Consider the following 23,048-nt stretch of genomic DNA (forward strand, 5'->3'; position numbering starts at 1 on the left):
TCGATTTGTGGATAGCCTGTTCGATTCGGCGGCTGAGGAGGCCACTCCGCAGCCGCTCGCCGTGCGGATGCGACCCCGCGCCCTCGACGAGGTGATCGGCCAGCGGCACCTGCTCGGTCCCGGCACGCCGCTGCGGCGGCTGGTGGAGAGCGAAGCGCCGATGTCGCTGTTCCTCTGGGGGCCGCCCGGCACGGGTAAGACCACGCTGGCGTACGTGGTCTCCAACGTCACCAAGCGCCGCTTCGTCGAGATCTCCGCCGTCTCGGCGGGCGTCAAGGACGTGCGCGCCGCCATCGACAACGCCCGGCGCGAGCTCGGCATGACCGGCCGCCAGACCGTGCTGTTCGTCGACGAGGTCCACCGCTTCAACAAGGCCCAGCAGGACGCCCTGCTGCCCGCCGTCGAGAACCGCTGGGTCACCTTCATCGGCGCCACCACCGAGAACCCGTATTTCTCCGTCATCTCCCCGCTGCTGTCGCGCTCGCTGCTGCTGACCCTGGAGTCGCTGTCCGACGACGACGTCCGCGCCGTCCTGGAGCGCGCCGTCGCCGAGGAGCGCGGCCTGGGCGGCCGCGCGAGCCTGGACCCGCAGGCCCTCGACCATCTCGTACGGCTGGCGGGCGGCGACGCCCGGCGCTCCCTGACCTATCTGGAGGCGGCCGCGCTCCTGGCCGACGACATCACCGTCGAGGTGGTCGAGAAGGCCGTCGACAAGGCGGCCGTCCGCTACGACCGCCAGGGCGACCAGCACTACGACGTCATCAGCGCCTTCATCAAGTCGATGCGCGGCTCCGACGCCGACGCCGCGCTCCACTACCTGGCCCGCATGATCGAGGCCGGTGAGGACCCCCGCTTCATCGCCCGGCGCATCGTCATCTTCGCCTCCGAGGACGTCGGCATGGCCGACCCGACCTGCCTGCAGACCGCGGTGGCCGTGGCCCAGGCCGTCCAGCTCATCGGCCTGCCGGAGGGCCAGATCAACCTGGCGCACGCGGTCATCCACTGCGCCATGGCCCCCAAGTCCAACGCCGTGGTGAAGGCCATCGGCGCCGCGGCGACCGACGTGCGCAAGGGCCTCATCGGCCAGGTGCCCGGCCACCTGCGCGACGCCCACTACCAGGGCGCGGCCAAGCTCGGCCACGGCGACGGCTACAAGTACCCGCACGACTTCGACCACGGCGTCGTCCGCCAGGACTACGCGCCGGAGCAGGTGCGCGAGCGGCGCTACTACGAGCCGACCAGGCACGGCGCGGAAGCGCCGGTCGCCGAGCGGTGGGCCAAGATCCGCGCCTTCCTTCGGGGCGAGTGAGCACCGTGCACGGCACGCTGCACCACGTCGAGCTGTGGGTCGACTCCCTGGCCGAGGTCCTGCCCGGCTTCACCTGGCTGTTCGAGCGGCTGGGCTATGCGCCGTTCCAGAGCTGGGAGGGCGGGCGGTCCTGGCTGCTCGGCGCCACGTACCTGGTGCTGGAGAAGTCGCCGGCCCGCGTACCCGGCCGCCACGACCGGCTGCGCGCCGGGCTCAACCATCTCGCCTTCCACGTGGACGACCCCGACGCCATGGCCGAGGAGGCGCGCGAGCACGGCTGGACGCTCCTGTTCGCCGACCGTCACCCCTACGCGGGCGGGCTCGCCCACCACGCGGCCTACCTGGAGAACGTCGCGGGCTTCGAGATCGAACTGGTGCGCGCCACCGGCTGAGGGCGACCCCGGTCTTCTGCCGGGCCGAGCTCTGTCGTAAGGTTTGAGCGTTCGATTAAAGCATTCGGTTAAGGGGTTCGCGATGGAGCGTAATGCCGCCCGCATGACCTTGGCGGGCGTGGTGAGCGCGCTGTTCGCGGCGATGGCGGCCTACAAGCTGCTGCACGCCGGAGGACTGGAGCAGACGGCGGTGTTCTACGTGGGCGTGCCCGCGGTCATCGCGATCACCGTGGTGCTGGTCGCCAAGCCGCGCTCGGCCATCGGGCTGGTGATGGCGGTCATCACCGTCGCGCTCGCGCTCGCCGGCCCGCTGCTGGGCGAGGGAATCGTCTGCCTGGTGTTCGCCGCGCCGCTGTTCTACCTGGTGGGGGCGCTGTTCGGGGCGTTCGCCGACTATCTGCGCGCCAAGGGGCCCAAGGGCCCGCAGATGCTCGCCGCGCCGCTGCTCCTGCTCGTCATGCTCGAAGGGGCGGGCGAGGCCACGTCGATGCCGCGCGAGGAGGTGGTCAGCGCGTCCGTCACCGCCCCGGGGGACGTGGCCGCCGCGCTGGCCGCGCCGCCCCGCTTCGCGCCCTACACCTCGGTCCTGCTCAAGCTCGGCTTCCCGCGGCCGCTGTCGGCGCGCGGCACCGGGCTCGGGACCGGCGCGACGCGCGAGATCGTCTTCAGCCCGCGCCGCTCCCTGGGCATCGGCGCCCGGCCCGAGCCGCGCTCGATGACGCTGCGGGTGAAGGAGAGCGCCCCTGGCCGGGTGGTGTTCGAGGTGGCCCGCGACACCACGCTGGCCCGCTGGCTGGAGCTGCGCGAAGCCGCGTTCACCTGGAACGGCGGCCGCCTCACCGTCGCGCTGAGCTACCGCAGGACCTTCGACCCCTCCTGGTACTTCGGCCCGATCCAGCGCCACGCCGCCACCGAGGCCGCCGGCTACCTGGCCCGGACGTTCGCCGGTGCGCGGTGAGCGCGGTCCTGATCAGGGGGCTCGGGCTGATGCTGCCGCTGGCCGCCGTCCTCGTGGCGGCCCTGCTCGCCGCGCGCGCCGGCCGCCTCGGTCCGTCGCGCGCCGCCGCCGCCATCCTGGCCACCGGCTGGAACGCCATGGTGCTCATGGCCGTCAACCAGGGCGGCTGGTGGACCTTCCACGCCGAGGGCGGCACGCTGGCCGGAGTACCACTCGACCTGCTGCTCGGCTGGGCGCTGCTGTGGGGCGCGCTGCCCGCGCTGGCCTTCCCCGAGGCGCCCGTGGCGCTCGGCGCCGCCGGGCTGGCCTGGTTCGACCTGGCGGTGATGCCGCTGGCCGAGCCCGTGGTGGTGCTCGGTCCCGACTGGCTGTACGGCGAGGCGGTGGCGGTCGGGCTCGCGCTCGTGCCCGGCCTGCTGCTGGCCCGCTGGACCGTGCGGGGGACGCTGCCGATGGCCCGCGCCGGATTCCAGGTGGTGCTGGCCGCGGGGCTCGGGGTCGTCGCGCCCGTGCTGCTGCTCGGGGTGTGGCGGCAGCCCGCGTGGGTGCTGGCGCTCATGGCGCAGGCGCTGGCGGTGCCGTTCGTGATGGGGGCCTCGGCGGTGCGGGAGTTCGCGAGGACGGGCGGGGGCACGCCCTTTCCCTACGACCCGCCCCGGCGGCTGGTGACCGGCGGGCCTTACGCCTATGTGCGCAACCCGATGCAGGTGGCGATGACCGCCGGGTATGTGCTGCTGGCCGTACTCGACGTGCGCTTTCTCGCCGCGGCGGCGATCAGCCTCGCCTACGGCGCCGGGCTGGCCGCCTGGCACGAGGGCGAACAGCTCACACGGCGCTTCGGCGCCGACTGGGCCGCCTACCGGGCCGCCGTGCGGGCATGGCTGCCGCGCTGGCGGCCCGCCGCGGTGCCCGCGACCGTGTACGTGGCGGCCACATGCGGGCAGTGCTCCCAGGTCGGCGCCTGGATCGAGCGGCGCGGCCCGGTCGCGCTGCGGGTCGTCGCCGCGGAGACCCACCCGGCCGGCCTGCGCCGCATCACCTACGAGCGCGCCGACGGCCTGCGGGCGCAGGGCGTCGCGGCCGTCGCGCACGTGCTCACCCACGTCCACCTGGGCTGGGCGCTGGTGGGCTGGCTGCTCCAGCTACCCTGCCTGAACGGCTTCGCCCAGCTCTGCGTGGACGCGCTGGGCGGCGGCCCACGCGAACTGGCCTGACCGGCACCAGCACCTCGCCCGCCGCTCCGGCGTTCCACCCGGGCCCGGCACCTGCCACCGCGCCTCTCTCCGGCACCTGCCGCATCGCCTCGCCCGGCGCTTGCCGCGTCGGCATGTCCGCGCCGGTGAGCCGGCCGGGGTCGGCGCCCGTCTCGGTGAGCACGCCTGGGACGTCGCGCCGTGGCAGGTGGCGGCGGTGGCACGTGCGCCGATGGGCGCGCTGGGCCCCGCTGCCGCCCTTTGATGCCCTCTTCTGTCGGGCGGACGCGATAGGGTCTTGGCGTTCCGGCCCAGCGTAAGAGGGAGATGAGCGGAGTGCTTACCGCTGGAGAGGTCGCCGGGCTGATCGCCGCCACGGGCTGGATAGTCCTGGTCTGCGTGCTGGCCATGGTGCTCGTCAAGCTCGCCCGGCTGCTCACCGAGACCACCAAGATGGTCTCCGACCTGAGCGAGCGGGTGGTGCCGTTGCTCGAAGACGTCAGCGTCACGGTCAACGAGGCCAACCGGCAGCTCGTCGCGGTCGAGGCGATCACGAAGGACGTCAAGCAGGTCAGCTCGCACGCGGCCAAGCTCAGCGGGGTGACGCAGACCATCTTCACCGGCCCGCTGATCAAGGTCTCGGCGCTCAGCTACGGTGTGCGCAGGGCGATCCAGGCCCGCCGTCCGCGCCGCCGGGTGAGGCGGCACCGATGATCCGCCGCCTGTTCTACCTGTCGCTCGGCGCGTTCACCGCCGTCTGGGTGATGCGCAGGCTGCAGGCCATGCGTCCCGAGCATGTCGCCCGCCGTACCGTGGACAACGCGGCAGGGCTCCTGGAGCAGGTGAGAGACTTTACCTCGGACGCGCTCGGCGAGGCCGCCGAGCGCGAAACCACGTTGCGCGCCCGCTTCGGGCTCGACAACGGTGACAACCACCACTGATTGCAAAGGATGGCTGACATGGAGTCGGCAGAAATCGCTCGCCGCTTCCTGCGCTTCTTCGAGGAGCGTGGGCACAAAGTAGTGCCCTCGGCCAGCCTGATCGCCGAAGACCCCACGTTGCTGCTGGTGCCCGCGGGCATGGTCCCGTTCAAGCCGTACTTCCTGGGGCAGCGCAAGCCTCCGGCGGCCCGGCTGGCCAGTGTGCAGAAGTGCGTGCGCACGCCCGACATCGAAGAGGTCGGCAAGACCACGCGGCACGCGACGTTCTTCCAGATGCTCGGCAACTTCTCCTTCGGCGACTACTTCAAGGAGCAGGCGATCCCCTTCGCCTGGGAGCTGCTGACCAACGCCGAGTCCGACGGCGGCTTCGGCTTCCCGGAGGAGAAGCTCTGGGTGACGGTCTTCCTCGACGACGACGAGGCGATCGACATCTGGCACAACAAGGTCGGCGTGCCCATGGAGCGCATCCAGCGCCGCGGCCTGGAGGACAACTACTGGCACATGGGCGTGCCCGGCCCCGGCGGCCCCTGCTCGGAGATCTACTACGACCGCGGCCAGGAATACGGCAGGGACGGCGGCCCGGTGGCCGACGAGGACCGCTACCTCGAGGTCTGGAACAACGTCTTCATGCAGTACCAGCTCAGCGCGGTGCGCTCGAAGACCGACTTCGACGTCGCGGGCGAGCTGCCCGCCAAGAACATCGACACCGGCATGGGCCTGGAGCGCATGGCGACGATCCTGCAGGGTGTCGACAACCTCTACGAGATCGACACCACCTACAAGATCCTCGACAAGGCCGCCGAGCTCACCAAGACCCGCTACGGCCGCGACCCGCGCGCCGACATCAGCCTGCGAGTGATCGCCGACCACGTCCGCACCGGCACCATGCTGGTCGCCGACGGCGTCGCGCCCAGCAACGAGGGTCGCGGCTACGTGCTGCGCCGCATCCTGCGCCGCTCGATCCGCAACCTGCGCCTGCTGGGCTCGGGCGAAGAGCGCTACATGCACGAGCTCACCGACGTCACCATCGACGCGATGGGCGAGACCTACCCCGAGCTCAAGGCCGACGCCCCGCAGATCCACGCGGTCGTGGACGCCGAGGAGGCCTCCTTCCTCGGTACGCTGCGCACCGGCACCGCGATCTTCGACGTCGCCGTCGAGGAGACCAAGCGCAAGTCCGGCGGCACGCTCTCCGGCGACCAGGCCTTCCAGCTCCACGACACCTACGGCTTCCCCATCGACCTCACCCTGGAGATGGCGGCCGAGCAGGGCCTGAAGGTCGACGAGGACGGCTTTCGCCGGCTCATGAAGGAGCAGCGCGAGCGCGCCAAGGCCGACGCGAAGGCCAAGAAGACCGGCAACGCCGACATCTCCGTCTTCGGCACGCTGCTGGAGAAGGCGGGCAAGGTCGAGTTCCTCGGCTACGACGCCACCGAGGCCGACTCCACCGTCCTCGGCATCCTCGTCGACGGCGCCTCCGTGCCCGTCGCCGGCAAGGGCGCCACGGTCGAGATCGTGCTGGGCCGTACCCCCTTCTACGCCGAGGGCGGCGGCCAGCTCGCCGACCAGGGCGTCATCCGCACCGGCAGCGGCGAGGCCGAGATTCTCGACGTGCAGTCGCCCATCGGCGGCCTGGTCGTCCACCGCGGGCGCGTGCGCGAGGGCGAGATCAGAGCCGGCGACGAGGCGCACGCCGAGATCGACATCGAGCGCCGCCGCGCGATCTCGCGCAGCCACAGCGCCACCCACCTCGTCCACCGCGGCTTCAAGAACGCGCTCGGCGAGACCGCGGCGCAGGCCGGCTCGGAGAACTCGCCCGGCCGCTTCCGCTTCGACTTCACCGCCGCGGGCGCCGTCCCGCAGAGCGTGCTGCGCGACGTCGAGGACGAGGTCAACGCCGTCCTCATCAACGACCTCCAGGTCAACGCCTTCTACACCACGCAGGCCGAGGCGCGCGCCATGGGCGCCCTGGCCATGTTCGGCGAGAAGTACGGCGACGAGGTCCGCGTCGTCGAGATCGGCGACTACTCCCGCGAGCTGTGCGGCGGCACCCACGTCCACAGCTCCGGGCAGCTCGGCCTGGTCAAGGTGCTCGGCGAGCAGTCCGTCGGCGCCGGCGTGCGCCGCGTCGAGGCGCTGGTCGGCATCGACGCCTTCCGCTTCCTGGCCCGCGAGAGCCTGCTCGTCGCCCAGCTCACCGAGCAGCTCAAGGCTCGCCGCGAGGAATTGCCCGAGCGGGTCGAGGGCATCGTCTCCCGGCTGCGCACCGCCGAGAAGGACCTGGAGAAGCTGCGCTCCGCCCAGGTGCTCCAGATCGCCGGCGAACTCGCTTCTCAGGCTCGTGACCTGCACGGAGTCTCCTTCGTCGCGCACCGCGCGCCTGATGGAACCGGTGCCGATGACCTGCGTAAGCTCGCGCTTGATGTGCGCGGCAGGTTCCCGGCCGACCGCCCGGCGGTCGTCGTGATCGCCGGGGCCCCCACCGAATGGCCCGTGGTGGTTGCCGCGGTCAACGAGGCGGGACGCGAGCGTGGTCTCAAGGCCGGGCGACTGGTCGGCGTCGCCGCCAAGGCACTTGGGGGTGGCGGTGGCGGCAAGGACGATGTCGCGCAGGGCGGTGGCACCGACGCGGGCGCCGTCGCCGACGCGCTGCAGGCTGTCGAGCGGTCCGTCGGTGAGCAGCTCACCTGACATGAGGTTCGGCACAAGGCTCGGCGTCGACGTCGGGTCCGTACGCATCGGCGTGGCCCGCAGCGACCCCTCGGGACTGCTGGCCACCCCGGTCGAAACGGTCAGGCGCGGCAAGGGCGACCAGACCAGGATCGCGGCGATCGCCGCCGAGCACGAGGCGATCGAGGTGATCGTGGGGCTGCCCACGTCGCTGTCCGGCCGCGAGGGGCAGGCCGCCGAGCTGGCCCGCGCCTTCGCCCGTTCGCTGGCGGTACGGCTGGCGCCCATCCCGGTCCGGCTCTACGACGAGCGGCTGACCACGGTCGCCGCCCAGCAGGGGCTGCGGGCCAGCGGGGTCAAGGCCAAGAAGCAGCGCGGGGTCGTCGACCAGGCGGCGGCCGTGGTGCTGCTGCAGGACGCGCTCGACCGGGAACGCGCCACAGGCGAGCCACCGGGCAGACCCGTCGATCCGCCCGCCGGGGCGGACGACGGGACTGCCCGGTGAGCGGACACGAGCACCCGGCCGGAGGCCCAGCCCAGGATCCCCGGCCCGACGAGCCACCGTCCGAGGACTCACCGTCCGCGGGGCCTTCCGCCGCGGGTGATTCGCTCGCGGATGAGTCGTCCGCAGGTGAGTCGTCCGCGGGTGAGCGGTCTGCGGGTGAGCGGTCCGGGCGTGGGGCCTTCGTGCCCGAGCAGGGGTCGCCCGGAGGCGGGTCGCCCGGAAACGGGTCGCCCGGAGCAGGGTCGCCCGGAGGCGAGGCGGCCAGGGCTGGGCAGGATCGGGCCCGGGACGCGGCCGGGCTGGCCGCCGCCGTTCCGCCCCAGGGCGGCGCCAAGGACGACTCCGGCTCGCTGGCCGCGGAACTGCTGGCCGGCGGGGAGATCGACGTGGCCGAGGAGGTCGGGGCGGAGACCGTGCCGCTGCCCGCCCAGCGCGGCCTCACCCGGCGGACCAAGGGGCTGCTGGTGGCCGGGTTCGCCGCGTCGGTGGTGGCGGTGGGTGTCGGTGGTTATGTGGTGGCGAAGCCGTACCTGCTGCCCGATGACTTCGACGGGCAGGGGAGCGGCGCGGTCACGGTGCGGATCCAGCCCGGCTCCAGCGCGGGAGAGGTCGGCGCGGCGCTGACGGCGGCGGGGGTGGTGGCGAGCGCGCGCTCGTTCATCAACGCCACCGAGCAGAAGGCGGTCGCCGACCGGCTGCGGCCGGGGCACTACCGGATGCGCAAGGGCATGGCGGCGGGGGCGGCCGTGGACATGCTGCTGCATCCCGGGTCGCGGGTCGTGAAGAAGGTGTCGGTGCCGGAGGGCATGCGGGCCGAGGAGGTGTTCCGGCGGGTGGCGGCCCAGGGCGGGCTGCCGCTGAACGAGCTGCGCTCGATCGACACCGACCTGCTCGGGCTGCCGGAGTACGCACGAGGCGTGGAGGGGTTCCTGTTCCCGGCGACGTACGAGATCGAGCCGGACTCCTCGGCCACGGACGTGGTCGCGGCGATGGTGGAGCGGTTCACGACGGCGGCCGGAGAGGTGAAGCTGGCCCAGCGGGCTCCCGAGGTGAACCTGACGCCGCTGGAGGTCGTGACGGTGGCCAGCATCGTGCAGGCCGAGGGCGGCAGGGACTCCGACTATCCGAAGATCGCCAGGGTGATCTACAACCGGATGGAGCAGGGGATGCCGCTGCAGATGGACAGCACGGTGACGTACGCCCAGAGCCGCCGGACGTTGAAGGTGTCGGTGAAGGACACGCGGGTGCGCTCGCCGTACAACACCTACCTGCGCGCGGGGCTGCCGCCGGGGCCGATCTCCAGCCCTGGAGAGAAGGCGCTGATGGCGGCTTTGAAGCCTGCAGAGGGTGATTGGTACTGGTTTGTCACCACCGATCCGGAGCATAGAATCACGAAATTCACCGATAAAGAGAGTGAGTTTGTGAGATACCGGGAAGAGCTGAACGAATACCTCGGGACCAACTGATGCTCGTCGGGACACCCCCCGTCCCGCAGGGACTCTCCCTGCGCCGCCCCGCGGAAGGGGCGCACGCACTCTCCGTGTCCCCTAGCATGGCTACTCAGAGTGATCATCGCTGGTCATCCGCATGTGACCGGCGGTTCCCCCCGTTCCGCTCGGTAACCCTCGCCGGTCTTGACGCCAGGCCGGTCATACCGGGAGATTGGCCATCGCAGCTATGAACGATCTCGACATGGACCTGCTCCTCGGCTCCGAGGACGACAACGGACGCTCGCGCCGCCAGAAGGGCAACGGCCGGCGCGGGCGCCGCCGTCGCCGCCGCCGCAATCGCGGCGGATTCCTGGCGCCGCTGCTCGCGCTCATCGTCTTGCTCGGCATCGTCGGCGGCGGTGGCTACTACGGCTACCTGTGGGTGAGCGACCGCCTCGTGCCCGGCGACTTCTCCGGCCCCGGCAGCGGCTCGGTCGCCCTGGAGATCAGGCAGGGCCAGAGCGCCACCGACGTCGCGGAGGAACTCGAGCGCCTCGGCGTCATCAAGGACTCCAGAGCCTTCATCAACGCCGTCACCAACTCCGGCAAGAGCGCCTCGCTCGTTCCTGGCCACTACACGCTGCGCAAGCAGATGCGCGCCGCGGACGCCGTCAGCGAACTCGACGCGAACAACCGGCAGTACACCCAGGTGACGCTGCCGGAGGGCCTGCGCCTCAGCGACACGTTCACGCAGCTCGCCGGAAAGACGAAGATCCCGGCCAAGGACTTCGCCGCCGCCGCCAAGAAGGCCGGCGACCTCGGCCTGCCCGGCTACGCCAAGGGCCGCCTGGAGGGTTACGCGTTCCCCGCGACCTACCAGTTCCCGCCGAAGTCGAGCGCGAGCGCGGTCCTCACCAAGATGGTCGACCGCTTCAAGGAGACCGCCGACCGGGCCGGCCTGGAGGCGGGCGCCAAGGACCTCGGCCGCACACCGCACGAGATCATGATCATCGCGAGCATCATCCAGGCGGAGGCCGGGCGCCAGGAGGACATGGGCAAGATCTCCCGCGTCGTCTACAACCGGCTCGCCCACAAGCCGGAGATGCACCTGAAGATGGACAGCACGGTCATGTACGCGCTCGGCAAGTACAAGACGGCCGCCACCTTCGCCGAGACGAAGACGCCGTCGAAGTACAACACGTACCTGCACCTGGGCCTGCCACCCGGCCCCATCGCCAACCCGGGCGACCACGCGATCGAGGCCGCGCTCAACCCGACGCCGGGCACATGGCTGTACTTCGTCGCCACCGACCCGAAGAGCCAGGTCACCAAGTTCGCCACCACGGACGCGGAGTTCCAGGTGCTGCTCAACGAGTACAAGAAGAACGGCGGCTGAGCGGGCGGCGGTCCATCGCGGCAGGCCTTTTCGTTGCGGCGGGCCCCTTCAAGGGCCCCCCGCCTTGTGGCGGGCTCTCTTCAAGGGGGTCCTCCCGTTGTGGCGGCGCTCTTCAAGGGCGCCTTTCCGTTACGGCAAGCCACCCAGACGCCACCCGCCGTCGCGGGCGGGCGCAGGTCGGGGGGATCGCTTCTCACGTCGGACGCACTCCCCGCCGCAACGGCCCGCCTTGGCCCGCCAAGTGGTTGGTGTTCCCAGGCCGCTGATTTCGGCCGGATCGGTGGCCAGGGGTAGGGTCCTGTGGCTGGATAGGGAGGGGTTTCATGCGGGCAGCGGTTCTCGGTTCGCCGATCGCGCATTCGCTCTCGCCGTACCTGCACAGGGCGGCCTACCGGGCGATGGGCCTGAACGACTGGACCTACGACGCCTTCGAGTGCGACGAGGCGGCGCTGCCCGCGCGGATGGCGGGCCTGCGCGGTGAGGCCGGGCAGTGGGCGGGGCTGTCGCTGACGATGCCGCTCAAGCGGGCCGTGCTGCCCCTGCTGGATTCCGTCTCCGAGCTGGCCGTCGAGGTCGGCGGGGCCAACACGGTGGTCTTCCGTGATGGGTCCGCCCGCGGTGAGAACACCGATGTTTACGGGATCGAGCGGGCGCTGGCCGAGGCGGGTGTGCCGCGGCCCGGTTCGGCGCTGGTGCTGGGTGGGGGAGCGACCGCCGGTTCCGCGCTGGCGGCCCTGCGGAACCTGGGGCTGGAGCGGGTGACGCTGGCCGTACGGGATGCCGGGCGGGCGGCCGGGACGGCCGCGGTGGCCGGGCGGCTGGGGGTGGCGCTGCGCGTGGCGCCACTGGACGAGCTCGACGACCTGCTCGGGGTCGACCTGGTGATCTCCACGCTGCCGGGCGGCGCCGCCGACGGTTACGCGGGGGCGCTGGCGGGTGTGCCGGCGTTGTTCGACGTGGTCTACGCGCCGTGGCCCACGAAGGCGGCGGCGAGCGTGCTGGAGGCGGGCGGACGCGTGGTGGGCGGGTTCGCCATGCTGCTGCACCAGGCGGTGCGGCAGGTGGAGCTGATGACCGGCCGCGCGGACGTGCCGGTGGAGGCCATGCGCGCGGCCGGCGAGGCGGAGATCCTCAGACGGGCCAGTCGAACGGGTTGATGATCCGCAGGTCGAGCCCGTTGAAGTCCTTGACGTTCCGGGTGACGAGGGTCCAGTTGCGGGTACGCGCGGTGGCGGCCATGAGCCCGTCGACGACGGGAATGGGGCGGATGGCGTTGAACCGGCCCCACTCCTCGGCCACTTCGGTGGTGACGGGCAGGATCCGCGTGGCGAACTCGGCCTGGAGCCTGGTGAGCCAGGCCTCGTGCGCGGCGGCCTGTACCGGGTCGTGGCGCCTGGAGAGCTCGATGCCCTTGCGTATCTCACCCATGACCAGGACGCTCAGGTAGAGGGTCGGCCCGTTGATCGTCTCCAGCCAGGCGGCCACCCCCGGATCCCGGTGGCGCTTGGTCATCTCCGAGACGACGTTGGTGTCCAGCAGGTAGGTCACCAGTCGGTCCCCAGGTCAACCTCGCGGGGCAGATCTCGGGACCGGGTGAGGTCGAGGTCGCTGAGATCGGGTCCGGACATGAGGAACTCCTTGAAGTCGGGTTCGCCTCCCTTGAGTCGCCGGTACTCGGCCATGTCGATGATCACGGCCACGTCCTCGCCGTGCCGGGTGACGATCTGGGGTCCTTCGTCGTGTGCCCGCCGCACCACCTCGCTGAAGCGCTGCTTGGCCTCCTGGAGCTGCCATGAGGACATGGGACCCACCTCCTGTCTGGTCTGTCTAGATTAGCAAGCTGGCCCGGTAGCACACAGTGATAGCAAGCCGACGCTCCCGGGGCAGGATGATTCGAAGAACTCGGTGTGTTGTGGTAACGTAACTCCCTGATCGGTCCGGCATGCCTTGCTGGACGCGCAAGCGGAGGTCTCCCTCCCACCTGAGTCGCCGCCCGGCGGCCGGGTCCAGGATCACGCCGGACTACTCCGGGGAGCTTACGGCCACGAAGCCGACGAGCTCAGTGGCCCCGCATGCGCGACGTGCGGGGCTTTTCGCGTGTACAGACACGTACGTGCGAAGCTCTCGGCACGACGAGCACGTAGGGACGCAAACCTAGGAGGCCCCATCAGCACTGAGCCCCGCATCAACGAGCGTATCCGAGTTCCCGAGGTTCGCCTCGTGGGCCCGAACGGCGAGCAGGTCGGCATCGTCTCCATTCACGACGCCCTCAAGCTCGCCCAGGAGGCCGACCTCGACCTCGTCGAGGTCGCGGCCACGGCTCGACCGCCCGTGTGCAAGCTCATGGACTACGGAAAATTCAAGTACGAGTCCGCGATGAAGGCGCGCGAGGCGCGCAAGAATCAGGCGCACACGATCATCAAGGAGATCAAGCTCCGGCCGAAGATCGACCCGCACGACTACGAGACCAAGAAGGGTCACGTGGTGCGGTTCCTCAAGGCGGGAGACAAGGTCAAAGTCACGATCATGTTCCGCGGACGTGAGCAGTCGCGTCCCGAGCTGGGCTTCCGGCTCCTGCAGAAGCTGGCGGAGGACGTCACGGAGCTCGGCTTCGTCGAGTCCCAGCCCAAGCAGGACGGCCGAAACATGATCATGGTGATCGGTCCGCACAAGAAGAAGGCCGAGGCCAAGGCCGAAAAGGCCGCAGCCAAGGCACAGCGTGGCGGCGAGGAGCCTTCTCCGGGCGAGGAAGCTTCCGTACCAGGTGAGGAAGTTTCCGCACAGGAAGCGTGACCCGCGGTTCGGGTTAGCCTTACACGGCAACCCCCGAACGACGCCACTGCCGTAACGAAGACGCCGCGACCGGGTCGGCCTGCACCGACCCGGCCACCGGCACGGACGAATTGAGGGAGAGACGGCGAGATGCCGAAGATGAAGACGCACAGCGGTGCGAAGAAGCGGTTCCGGCTCACCGGCACCGGCAAGGTCAAGCGCCGTCGTGCCGCTCGCGCGCACTACAACGAGTGGAAGTCCTCCACGCTGACGCGCCGTCTCAAGGGCGAAGTGATTGTCTCCGACAATGACGTCAAGAAGATCAAGAAGCTGCTCGCTAAGTAGCGCGAACCCCCGGGGAGATACAACATGGCACGCGTGAAGCGGGCGCTCAACGCCAAGAAGAAGCGCAAGGTCGTCCTCGAACGGGCAGCGGGCTACCGCGGCCAGCGGTCGCGGCTCTACCGCAAGGCCAAGGAGCAGATGCTCCACTCGATGACGTACGCCTACCGGGACCGTAAGGACCGTAAGGGTGCGTTCCGCCGTCTGTGGATCCAGCGGATCAACGCCGCGGCCCGCCAGAACGGCATGACCTACAACCGCCTGATCCAGGGACTGCGTCTGGCCCACATCGAGGTCGACCGCAAGATCCTCGCCGACCTCGCGGTGAACGACAGCCAGACCTTCGCCACGCTCGTCGAGGCCGCCAAGAAGGCGCTGCCGGCGAACGTGAACGCGCCGGCCGCGAGCTGAGGTTTTACGGTCAAGGGGCCCACCTCCGGTGGGCCCTTTTTGCATGGCACTGGGGGACAACGTGGAGCTGACCAACATCAGGGCGCCGCGGGTGAAGGCGGCCAGGCGCCTGGCCAAGCGCTCCTTCCGCGACCAGGACCGCAGGTTCGTGGCCGAGGGCCCGCAGGCGGTGCGCGAGGCGCTCAAGCTCGACGGCGTGACGCTGGAGCTGTTCGCCACGGCGGAGGCCGAGCTGCGCCACCCCGATCTGGTCGGCGAGGCGCTCTCGCGTGACCTGCCGGTGCACCGCGCCAGCGGCGAGGTGATGGCCGAGCTCTCGCAGACGGTCACCCCGCAGGGGTTGCTGGCCATCTGCCGCTTCGTGCACGTCCCGCTGGAGGAGGCGCTCGGCGGCGACCCCCGCCTGGTGGCGGTGCTCGCGCACGTGCGCGATCCGGGCAACGCCGGCACCGTGATGCGGGCGGCCGACGCGGCGGGGGCCGATTCCGTGGTCTTCACCGACGCTTCCGTGGACCCCTACAACGGCAAGTGCGTACGCGCCAGCGCCGGCAGCCTGTTCCACCTGCCGGTGGTGATCGGCAGCCCGGTGGCGGGAGCCGTACGGGCGCTCAAGGACAAGGGACTGCGGGTGCTGGCCGCGGACGGCGCGGGCGAGCGCACCCTCGACGACGTGGACCTGTCGGGGCCGACGGCGTGGATCTTCGGCAACGAGGCGTGGGGGCTGCCTGAGGAAGTACGCGCGCTGGCCGACGACGTGGTGCGGGTGCCCATCTACGGGCAGGCGGAGAGCCTCAACCTGGCGACCGCGGCAGCAGTGTGTCTCTACGCGTCCGCACGGGCTCAGCGGGTGCCCTAGGGGCGCGGAAACCCGCTATTGTCGGCCATGTAGTCGAGGAGGCGGGGTCGTGCACGGCGAAGACAGCGAAGGTCGGGTGGTGGCCTCCGTGTGCACGATCGGCATCGACGACCTTCCCGACGGGGTCATCGTCACCGACAGGTTCGGCAGGGTGCTGGCGCTCAACAAGGCGGCCGAGAGGCTGACGGGCGTGCCCGTCGAACGGGCCGTCGGACGGCACATGAACGACGTCTTCCCGCTGCGCGACCACGACGGCCGCGAGTGGTGGAAGGCGCTCGACCCGGAGGGCGGGCTGCGCACCCGCACCCGCGTCCCGGAACGCCCGCTGCATCTGCCCGGCGGCCAGGAGCTCCACGTGACCGCCCGGCTGGTGCGCGATCCCGAGCGCCGCGGCGACGTCGAACGGGTGACGATCGTGCTGCGCGACGGCGGCGCCCGCGCCCGGCTGGAACGCAGCCGCGCCGACCTGGTCTCGACCGTCGCCCACGAGCTGCGCTCGCCGCTGACCAGCGTCAAGGGCTTCACCGCGACGCTGCTGGCCAAGTGGAGCCGTTTCACCGACGAGCAGAAGCGCGTCATGCTCGACACCATCAACACCGACGCCGACCGCGTCACGCGGCTGATCACCGAGCTGCTCGACGTCTCGCGCATCGAGTCGGGCCGCATGGAGGTGCACCGCCAGGTCGTCGACGTGCCCGCGCGGGTGCGCCGGGTCATCGCCGGGCGCGTGGCCGCGGGCGAGCCAGAAGACCGTTTCCGGCTCGCCGTCGCCGGCCACCTGCCCGAGACCTGGCTCGACCAGGACAAGATCGACCAGATTCTCGGTAACCTGGTGGAAAACGCTTTGCGGCACGGACGCGGAACCGTGAGCATTGACGTTCAAGCCGTCGACTATGGAGTAGCCGTGTCTGTGCGCGACCAGGGTGAGGGCATCCGCCCCGAGCTGGCCACGCGCGTCTTCCGGCAGTTCTGGCGCGGCAACAGCCGCCGGCGCGGCGGCACCGGGCTTGGCCTGTTCATCGTCAAGGGCCTGGTCGAGGCGCACGGCGGGACGATCACCGTGCAGCGTGCTCCCGAGGGCGGGGCCGAGTTCCGATTTATGTTGCCCACCGGCACGCCTGACTTCGCGTAGGTCATCGGCTCCGGTGGGCCAGCACTAGACTCAGTCTCGCTCAAGCCCTGGATACGGAGCTCTCTCTTGTCTGACTACGACCCTGTCGAGGTCACGCCCCTGCATGCCGACGAGCTGTCGCGCATGGAGGCGGACGCCGTAACGGCGATCAAGGCGGCCGGCAGCCTCGACGAACTCAAGCAGGTACGCCTGGCCCACGCCGGCGACCGTTCGCCCATCGCGCTGGCCAACCGCGAGATCGGCGCGCTGCCCCCGGCCGCGCGCGCCGAGGCGGGCAAGCGCATCGGCGCCGCCCGCAAGGCTGTGGGCGAGGCGCTGGCCGCCCGCCAGGCCGAGCTGGAGGCCGAGCGCGACGCCCGCGTCCTCGTCGAGGAGACCGTCGACGTCACCCTCCCGTGGGACCGCCGGCCGCAGGGGGCCCGTCACCCCCTGACCACGATGCAGGAACGCATCGCCGACACCTTCGTCGCCATGGGCTACGAGGTCGCCGAGGGCCCCGAGCTCGAAGGCGAGTGGTTCAACTTCGACGCGCTCAACATCTCCAAGGACCACCCGGCCCGCTCCGACCACGACACCTTCTTCGTGGAGTCGGCCGACTCGGGCATGGTGCTGCGCACGCAGACCTCACCGGTGCAGATCCGCGCGCTGCTGCAGCGCGGCGTGCCGTGCTACGTGGTCTCGCCGGGCAAGACCTTCCGCACCGACGAGCTCGACGCCACCCACACCCCGGTCTTCCACCAGGTCGAGGGCCTGGCGGTCGACGAGGGCCTGACGATGGCGCACCTGAAGGGCACGCTCGACCGCTTCGCCGAGGTCATGTTCGGCGAGGGCATCACCACGCGCTTCCGGCCGCACTACTTCCCCTTCACCGAGCCGTCGGCCGAGATGGACCTGAAGTGCTTCGTCTGCCGCGGCACCAGTGCCGTGCCGGGCAACCCGCCGTGCCGTACCTGCAAGAGCGAGGGCTGGATCGAGTGGGGCGGCTGCGGCATGGTCAACCCGCGGGTGCTCGTCGCGGGCGGCGTCGACCCGGCCCGCTACAGCGGCTTCGCCTTCGGCATGGGCATCGAGCGCACGCTGATGTTCCGCCACAACGCCGAGGACATGCGCGACATGGTCGAGGGTGACGTCCGCTTCTCGCTCCCGTTCGGAATGGAGATCTGATGAAGGCCCCGCTTTCCTGGCTGCGGGAGTACGTCGATCTGCCGCCGGTCACCGCCCACGAGGTCGCCGAGCGGCTGACCGCGGCCGGGCTCAAGCTGGAGCGGATCATCTCCCACGGCCACGACGTCAAGAACGTCGTCGTCGGCGAGGTCCTCGAGATCGAGGAGCTCACCGGCTTCAAGAAGCCGATCCGCCACTGCAAGGTCGAGGTCGGCGAGGCGACGCCGCGCGAGATCGTCTGCGGCGCCAGCAACTTCGTGGCCGGCGACCGCGTCCCGGTCGTGCTGCCCGGCGGCGTGCTGCCCGGCGGTTTCGAGGTCGGCGCGCGCAAGACCTACGGCCGGCTGTCCGAGGGCATGATCTGCTCCGAGCGTGAGCTCGGGCTCGGCGACGACCACGACGGCATCATGGTCCTGCCGCCCGAGACGCCCATCGGCACCGACGTGGTCGAGCTGCTCGGCCTGCGCGACGACGTCATCGAGATGGAGATCTCTCCCGACATCAGCTACGCGATGTCGATGCGCGGCGTGGCCCGTGAGGCGGCCATCGCCTTCGGCGTGCCCTTCCACGACCCCGCCGACCTCCAGCCGCCCGCCGCCGCCGAGGAGGCGTGGCCGGCGTGGATCGCCGACGCCACCGCCTGCGACCGGTTCGTGCTGCGCGAGGTGCGCGGCTTCGACCCGGCCGCGAAGAGCCCCCTCTGGATGCGGGTACGGCTGACGCGCGCCGGCATGCGGCCGGTCTCGCTGGCCGTCGACATCACCAACTACGTGATGCTGGAGATGGGCCAGCCCCTGCACGCGTTCGACCGGGCCAAGCTCACCGGCGAGATCGTCGTACGCCGCGCCGAGCCCGGCGAGCGCCTGGAGACCCTCGACCACGTGGTGCGCGAGCTCCACCCCGAGGACATCCTCATCACCGACCAGTCGGGGCCGATCTCGATGGCCGGCACCATGGGCGGCCTGGCCACCGAGATCTCCGAGACGACCACCGACGTGGTCATCGAGGCGGCGCACTTCTCCGCGCCCGGCATCTCGCGCGAGTCGCGCGCCCACAACCTGGTCTCGGAGTCGTCCAAGCGCTTCGAGCGCGGCGTCGACCGGGAGCTGCCGGTGGTCGCCACCTGGCGGGCGGTCACCATGCTGGCCGAGCTGGGCGGCGCCGCCATCCAGCCGGGGCTCACCCACGCCGAGGTCGAGGTGGAGCCGGCGCGCATCGCCATCCCGGCCGCCTACCCGGGTCAGGTGGGCGGCGTGCCGTACCCGAAGGAGACCGTGGTGCGGCGCCTGGAGCAGGTCGGCTGCACGGTCGCCGACGGCGACGACCCGGCGATCCGCCGGGGCGGCGTCGCGCCCACCGCGGTGGTCACCGGCGGCGAGATCGCGGCCAGGCTGGCCGTCACCGGCCCCGACATGATCACGGTGACGCCGCCGTCGTGGCGCACCGACCTGACCGACCCGGCCGACCTGGCCGAGGAGGTCATCCGGCTCGAAGGGTACGACGGGCTGCCGTCGGTGCTGCCCAAGGCGCCCGCCGGCGCCGGCCTCACCGAGACGCAGCGGCTGCGCCGGCGTGTCGGGCGGGTGCTGGCCGACCACGGTTACGTCGAGGTGCTGTCCTACCCGTTCATCGGGCAGGCCGACCTCGACAACCTGCAGCTTCCCGCGGACGACGATCGCAGGCGGGCCACCCGGCTGACGAACCCGATCTCCGACGACGAGCCGTACATGCGCACCACGCTGCTGCCCGGCCTGCTCAAGACGCTGGTACGCAACGTGGGCCGGGGCTTCGCCGACATCTCGCTGTTCGAGTCCGGCCTGGTCTACCGCGCCAAGCCCGGCGCCACGGCGACCGCCCCGGTCTTCGGCGTGGAGCGCGCCCCCGCAGGGGAGGAGCTCGCCGCGCTGGAGGCCGCGCTGCCCGCCCAGCCGGAACGGCTGGCCGTCGTGCTGGCCGGTGAGTTCGAACGCTCCGGCTGGTGGGGCAAGGGCCGCCAGGCCACCTGGGCCGACGCCGTCGAGGCGGCCAGGATGGCGGCCGCGCAGGCAGGGGTGGAGCTGCGGGTCGCCGCCGACCAGCACGAGCCGTGGCACCCGGGCCGCTGCGCCGCCCTCTACGCCGGCGACACGCTGGTGGGTCACGCGGGCGAGCTGCACCCGCGCGTCATCGAGGCCTACGGCCTGCCGCCGCGCACCTGCGCGATGGAGATGGAGCTGACCCGCCTGGACCTGCGGGGCCCGGTGAACGCGCCGGCCGTGTCCGCCTACCCGGTGGCCACCCAGGACGTGGCCCTGATCGTCGCCGCCGGCACCCCGGAGGCCTCGGTGGCCGCCGCGCTGCGCGAGGGGGCGGGCGATCTGCTGGAGTCGATCCGGCTGTTCGACGTCTACACCGGGGCACAGGTGGGCGAGGGGAACAAGTCCCTGGCCTACACGCTGCGCTTCCGCGCACCGGAGCGGACGCTGACGGTGGAGGAGACGACGGCGGCCCGTGACGCGGCGGTGGCGCTGGCCGCCGACCGCGTGGGCGCATCGCTACGCGGAGCCTGACGGGAGGCGGGCACGGCGTTCGGCCGTGTCCGCCTTTCAGAGCTGGTCGATCTCGGTGAGGTCGATGTCGATGGCGAACGGCACGGGCACCTTGAGCCGGTCATGGAAGATGCCGGCGACGGCGTAGCTCCCGGTAGACGGCTCCAGCGCGTAGACGTGGACCATCAACTGGCCCTCTGCGTTCTCGACGCGCCAGAAGTAGGGGATGCCCGCCCGCGCGTAGAGCACGGGCTTGCGCTCCCTGTCACGCACCCTGGAGTCCGGGGAGACGACCTCAACGGCCAGCAGGACGTCGTCGGCGTCGTAGAAGGTCGCGTCGGGCTGGATGCGGGCTCCCGGGCCGAGGATGATCAGATCTGGCTCGGGGCGCTGGGTCGCGGACAGCCGTACGCTCATCTCGCGCCGCACCCGGTGATCGCTCGGCACCGAACCGCGAAGCGCCTTCTCCAGAAGGTAGAGCGCGGAAGTGTGGAAGTCTCGCTGGGGGCTCACGAAGACCAAGCTTCCGTCAATCAACTCCGTGTGCGCAGGCAATCCCGGAATGTGATCGAGGTCTTCCGCGACGAAGCCTTCCGGGGGCGGGAAGACCCAGTCGGGAAGCGATGGTGGCTTTTCAGGCATATCTATGCTCACCGCTTCGGCCGTCATGGTTCTACGGTAGCAATCTATGAAGGACGGGGTTGTGCGAAACCTGCTGGTGTTCGGTGAGCGGGATGACGCCGAGGCGGTGGCCGAGGTGCTGGGGGAGTGGCTGGGCGAGGTGCCCCGGGTGGTGCGGGAGACGCTGGCGGGCGAGGACGACGCCGAGGACGCGCAGTGGGTCGTGGTCGTCGAGGACCTGCCCGCGGAGCTGGCCGGCAAGGTCGAGGCGCTGGCCGAGGAGTATGACGGGTGGCGGGAGAGTCTCTAGCCGATGCGGGGTGAACGGATGCGGGTCGCGGTCTTGTCCGATGTGCACGGGGTGCTGCCAGCACTGGAGGCGGTGCTGGGTGAGGCGGATGTGCGGGGTGCGGACCTGCTGGTGCTGACCGGCGACGTGGCCGCGGGGCCGATGCCGGTCGAGACGATCGATCTGCTGGTCTCGCTGGGGGAGCGGGCGCTCTGGGTCGGCGGCAACGCCGACCGGGAACTGGTGGAGGCGGCTCGGGGGCAGGCGCCGGAGTTCGCGATCTCGCGGTGGGCGGGGGAGCGGCTGCGGGATGATCAGGTTGACGTGCTCGCCGCTCTGCCCGCCCGGCAGGAACTGGAGCTCGGGCGGCTGGGGCGGACGTTGTTCGTGCACGGGACACCGCGCAGTGACGACGAGGTCGTGCTCGTCGACAGCTCGCTGGAGCGGTGGCGCGAGGTGCTGGACGGGGAGCCGGCCGACACGGTGGTGCTGGGGAACACGCACATGCCGTTCGCGCGGCTGGCCGATCGGCGGCTGATCGTGAACCCGGGGTCCGTCGGCATGCCGTACGGGATGGACGGGGCTCATTGGGCGCTGCTCGACTCCGTCAGCGGGGCGGTGACGTTGCGGCGAACCCCCCTCGATGCCGCGGACGTGGCGGCCCGGCTGGTGGCGGGGTCGGGATTCGGCGGGATCGAGGAGTGGGTCGCGGAGTATGTGCGGGAGGTCTACTCCGACGCGGTGGCGCTGACGGCGTTCGCGCGGCGCGAGGGCCGGTGAAGCCGCACCGGGTCAGGGTGCGGCCATTTCGCGGCGGGCCTTCTCGGCCAGGGCGTGTTCGTCGGTGCGGGCGTCGTAGCGGCGGAATTTCGGCAGCGCTCCGGCCAAGGCGACCACCGCGCCCACGCACAGCAGGCCGCCCGCGCCCAGCGCGAAGCGGGCGCCGCCGAAGGCGGCCATCGCTCCGGCGCGGGCGTTGCCCAGCATGGGGCCGCTGGCGTACGACAGCAGTTCGATGCCGGCCAGGCGGCCGCGCAGCTCGTTCGGGATGGTCTGGTTCCACATGGTCGAGCGGAAGATGCCGCTGATCATGTCGGCGGCGCCCGCCAGCGCGAGACAGAAGAAGACCGCGAACATGTTCGGCACCACCGCGGCCAGCGCCACGGCCACGCCCCACAGCCCGGCGGCCACGATCACGCCCAGGCCGTGCCGGTGCACCCGTGCCGTCCAGCCGCCGGTGAGGGAGGCGATCAGGGCGCCCACCGCGCTGGCCGAGTAGAGCAGCCCGACCGCCTGCGGCGCGCCCAGCTGCTTGGCCAGGAACGGGAACAGCGCCGTCGACATGGCGAAGACCATCGCCGCGATGTCGACCAGGTAGGTGCCCATGAGGTCGCTGCGGCGCCAGGCGTAGCGGACGCCCTCGGCGAGCGTCTTCAGCGAGGCGGGCCGCGCCTCCTCGTGCGGCGGCACCGCGCGGATCCGCCACAGCAGCACCAGCGACAGCGCGAACGACACCGTGTCCAGCCCGTAGGCCAGGGCGCTGCCGTAGGTGACCACGAGCAGGCCGCCCAGGGCGGGCGCGGCGATGGCGCCGATGTTCCAGCGCAGGCTGGCCAGCACCGCCGCCGCAGCCAGCTGGTCGTGCCGGACGACCTGCGGGATGAGCGCCTCAAGGCTGGGCCGCTGCAGGCAGGTCAGCCCCATCGCGATCGCGCCGACCACGTACAGCACCCACACCTGCGGGCGCGGCAGCAGCGCGTTGACGGTCAGCAGGCCCGAGGTGACCAGCAGGCCCACCTCACTGAACAGCACGATCTTGCGCCGGTCGAGCGCGTCGGCGATCGCCCCGCCCCACAGCCCGCACACGACCATCGGCACGAACTCGGCCAGGCTCATCAGTCCCACGGCGACGTAGTCGCCGGTCAGCTCCATCATCTGGAACGGCAGCGCCACCATGGTGACGAACGTGCCGAACATCGTGATCACCCCGGAGACCATCAGCAGCCGGTAGTCACGCGAGTCGCGCAACGGGCCCAGGTCGGGTGCGATGCGTTTGATGAGGGAGAACACGAGGTGACATTGTCCGTCGTGCCCGCGCGCGAGCTCAAACGGTTTTCTCCCTGACGCGGGGAAGGGCCC

Annotated in this window: 23 protein-coding genes and 1 pseudogene; 20 read left to right on the forward strand and 4 right to left on the reverse strand. The window is 71.1% G+C overall.

What is annotated here, in order from left to right; genetic code table 11:
• The first annotated feature begins 67 nt into the window (after window positions 1-67).
• The 11 genes from ACFWY5_RS32335 to ACFWY5_RS32385 all read left to right on the forward strand — a co-directional run bounded on the left by ACFWY5_RS32335 (window position 68) and on the right by ACFWY5_RS32385 (window position 11,951).
• Window positions 68-1,309 carry a replication-associated recombination protein A gene (locus tag ACFWY5_RS32335; protein WP_379624747.1) on the forward strand — a complete coding sequence of 414 codons (1,242 nt, stop codon included), beginning with the start codon at window positions 68-70 and terminating at the stop codon, window positions 1,307-1,309.
• A complete protein-coding gene (locus ACFWY5_RS32340) occupies window positions 1,306-1,701 on the forward strand; it encodes a VOC family protein (RefSeq protein ID WP_379636424.1) in 396 nt (131 codons plus the stop codon). Before ACFWY5_RS32335 ends, ACFWY5_RS32340 begins: the two co-directional genes overlap by 4 nt.
• Window positions 1,702-1,783: 82 nt before the next feature.
• The gene (locus tag ACFWY5_RS32345) at window positions 1,784-2,659 is read left to right on the forward strand and encodes a hypothetical protein (RefSeq protein ID WP_379636426.1); all 876 of its coding nucleotides are present in this window, start codon (window positions 1,784-1,786) and stop codon (window positions 2,657-2,659) included.
• Entirely contained in the window at window positions 2,656-3,873 is a 1,218-nt protein-coding gene (locus tag ACFWY5_RS32350) for a methyltransferase family protein (RefSeq protein ID WP_379636428.1), read from the forward strand. The genes ACFWY5_RS32345 and ACFWY5_RS32350 overlap by 4 nt, the downstream gene beginning before the upstream one ends.
• A 306-nt stretch (window positions 3,874-4,179) precedes the next feature.
• Window positions 4,180-4,566, forward strand: a complete 387-nt coding sequence (locus ACFWY5_RS32355; RefSeq protein WP_379624714.1) for a DUF948 domain-containing protein — start codon at window positions 4,180-4,182, stop codon at window positions 4,564-4,566.
• Window positions 4,563-4,793 carry a hypothetical protein gene (locus tag ACFWY5_RS32360; RefSeq protein ID WP_379636430.1) on the forward strand — a complete coding sequence of 77 codons (231 nt, stop codon included), beginning with the start codon at window positions 4,563-4,565 and terminating at the stop codon, window positions 4,791-4,793. The genes ACFWY5_RS32355 and ACFWY5_RS32360 overlap by 4 nt, the downstream gene beginning before the upstream one ends.
• Before the next feature lie 18 nt (window positions 4,794-4,811).
• The gene (gene alaS / locus ACFWY5_RS32365; protein WP_379636432.1) at window positions 4,812-7,484 is read left to right on the forward strand and encodes an alanine--tRNA ligase; all 2,673 of its coding nucleotides are present in this window, start codon (window positions 4,812-4,814) and stop codon (window positions 7,482-7,484) included.
• Window position 7,485: 1 nt separating this feature from the next.
• On the forward strand, window positions 7,486-7,968 hold the full coding sequence (ruvX, locus tag ACFWY5_RS32370) for a Holliday junction resolvase RuvX (RefSeq protein WP_379624720.1): 483 nt from the start codon (window positions 7,486-7,488) through the stop codon (window positions 7,966-7,968).
• 182 nt (window positions 7,969-8,150) lie between these two features.
• Window positions 8,151-9,434: an endolytic transglycosylase MltG gene (gene mltG, locus ACFWY5_RS32375; RefSeq protein ID WP_379636434.1), complete on the forward strand. Its 1,284-nt coding sequence runs from the start codon at window positions 8,151-8,153 to the stop codon at window positions 9,432-9,434.
• Window positions 9,435-9,645: 211 nt separating this feature from the next.
• On the forward strand, window positions 9,646-10,794 hold the full coding sequence (gene mltG, locus ACFWY5_RS32380; RefSeq protein WP_379624724.1) for an endolytic transglycosylase MltG: 1,149 nt from the start codon (window positions 9,646-9,648) through the stop codon (window positions 10,792-10,794).
• A gap of 323 nt (window positions 10,795-11,117) precedes the next feature.
• Window positions 11,118-11,951 (forward strand): shikimate dehydrogenase, encoded by an 834-nt coding sequence (locus ACFWY5_RS32385; RefSeq protein WP_379636436.1) that lies wholly within the window; start codon window positions 11,118-11,120, stop codon window positions 11,949-11,951.
• On the opposite strand, the gene ACFWY5_RS32390 is transcribed toward ACFWY5_RS32385, so the two are convergent.
• On the reverse strand, window positions 11,926-12,342 hold the full coding sequence (locus tag ACFWY5_RS32390) for a type II toxin-antitoxin system VapC family toxin (RefSeq protein WP_379636438.1): 417 nt from the start codon (window positions 12,340-12,342) through the stop codon (window positions 11,926-11,928). The genes ACFWY5_RS32385 and ACFWY5_RS32390 overlap by 26 nt on opposite strands.
• Window positions 12,339-12,596 carry a type II toxin-antitoxin system Phd/YefM family antitoxin gene (locus ACFWY5_RS32395; RefSeq protein ID WP_184961806.1) on the reverse strand — a complete coding sequence of 86 codons (258 nt, stop codon included), beginning with the start codon at window positions 12,594-12,596 and terminating at the stop codon, window positions 12,339-12,341. Before ACFWY5_RS32395 ends, ACFWY5_RS32390 begins: the two co-directional genes overlap by 4 nt.
• Window positions 12,597-12,960: 364 nt before the next feature.
• On the opposite strand from ACFWY5_RS32395, the pseudogene infC reads away from it, so the two are divergent.
• The 7 genes and pseudogenes from infC to ACFWY5_RS32430 form a co-directional block, all read left to right on the forward strand.
• Window positions 12,961-13,473, forward strand: a pseudogene (gene infC, locus ACFWY5_RS32400) (translation initiation factor IF-3); the annotation flags it as partial.
• Window positions 13,474-13,716: 243 nt separating this feature from the next.
• Window positions 13,717-13,911, forward strand: a complete 195-nt coding sequence (gene rpmI / locus ACFWY5_RS32405) for a 50S ribosomal protein L35 (protein WP_379624731.1) — start codon at window positions 13,717-13,719, stop codon at window positions 13,909-13,911.
• 24 nt (window positions 13,912-13,935) lie between these two features.
• Entirely contained in the window at window positions 13,936-14,319 is a 384-nt protein-coding gene (gene rplT / locus ACFWY5_RS32410) for a 50S ribosomal protein L20 (protein ID WP_184961802.1), read from the forward strand.
• 43 nt (window positions 14,320-14,362) lie between these two features.
• Window positions 14,363-15,175, forward strand: coding sequence for a TrmH family RNA methyltransferase (locus ACFWY5_RS32415; RefSeq protein ID WP_379636440.1), 813 nt, complete (start codon window positions 14,363-14,365; stop codon window positions 15,173-15,175).
• 49 nt (window positions 15,176-15,224) lie between these two features.
• Window positions 15,225-16,307, forward strand: coding sequence for an ATP-binding protein (locus tag ACFWY5_RS32420; RefSeq protein ID WP_379624735.1), 1,083 nt, complete (start codon window positions 15,225-15,227; stop codon window positions 16,305-16,307).
• A 123-nt stretch (window positions 16,308-16,430) separates the two neighbouring features.
• Window positions 16,431-17,471 carry a phenylalanine--tRNA ligase subunit alpha gene (gene pheS / locus ACFWY5_RS32425; RefSeq protein WP_379636452.1) on the forward strand — a complete coding sequence of 347 codons (1,041 nt, stop codon included), beginning with the start codon at window positions 16,431-16,433 and terminating at the stop codon, window positions 17,469-17,471.
• The gene (locus ACFWY5_RS32430; RefSeq protein WP_379636442.1) at window positions 17,471-20,020 is read left to right on the forward strand and encodes a phenylalanine--tRNA ligase subunit beta; all 2,550 of its coding nucleotides are present in this window, start codon (window positions 17,471-17,473) and stop codon (window positions 20,018-20,020) included. The genes pheS and ACFWY5_RS32430 overlap by 1 nt, the downstream gene beginning before the upstream one ends.
• Before the next feature lie 36 nt (window positions 20,021-20,056).
• Here the strand turns inward: ACFWY5_RS32430 and ACFWY5_RS32435 are convergent, their stop codons facing one another.
• Window positions 20,057-20,668, reverse strand: a complete 612-nt coding sequence (locus ACFWY5_RS32435) for a Uma2 family endonuclease (RefSeq protein WP_379636444.1) — start codon at window positions 20,666-20,668, stop codon at window positions 20,057-20,059.
• 34 nt (window positions 20,669-20,702) lie between these two features.
• On the opposite strand from ACFWY5_RS32435, the gene ACFWY5_RS32440 reads away from it, so the two are divergent.
• Both ACFWY5_RS32440 and ACFWY5_RS32445 read left to right on the forward strand, forming a co-directional pair.
• Complete coding sequence (locus ACFWY5_RS32440; RefSeq protein WP_379624739.1) at window positions 20,703-20,930, forward strand: hypothetical protein; 228 nt, start codon at window positions 20,703-20,705, stop codon at window positions 20,928-20,930.
• A gap of 18 nt (window positions 20,931-20,948) precedes the next feature.
• Window positions 20,949-21,689 (forward strand): metallophosphoesterase family protein, encoded by a 741-nt coding sequence (locus ACFWY5_RS32445; protein WP_379624741.1) that lies wholly within the window; start codon window positions 20,949-20,951, stop codon window positions 21,687-21,689.
• 12 nt (window positions 21,690-21,701) lie between these two features.
• On the opposite strand, the gene ACFWY5_RS32450 is transcribed toward ACFWY5_RS32445, so the two are convergent.
• Window positions 21,702-22,979 carry an MFS transporter gene (locus tag ACFWY5_RS32450; protein WP_379636446.1) on the reverse strand — a complete coding sequence of 426 codons (1,278 nt, stop codon included), beginning with the start codon at window positions 22,977-22,979 and terminating at the stop codon, window positions 21,702-21,704.
• Window positions 22,980-23,048 lie beyond the last annotated feature (69 nt).

Origin of the sequence: Nonomuraea sp. NPDC059007, from assembly GCF_042740555.1 — a bacterium.
Lineage (GTDB): Bacteria > Actinomycetota > Actinomycetes > Streptosporangiales > Streptosporangiaceae > Nonomuraea.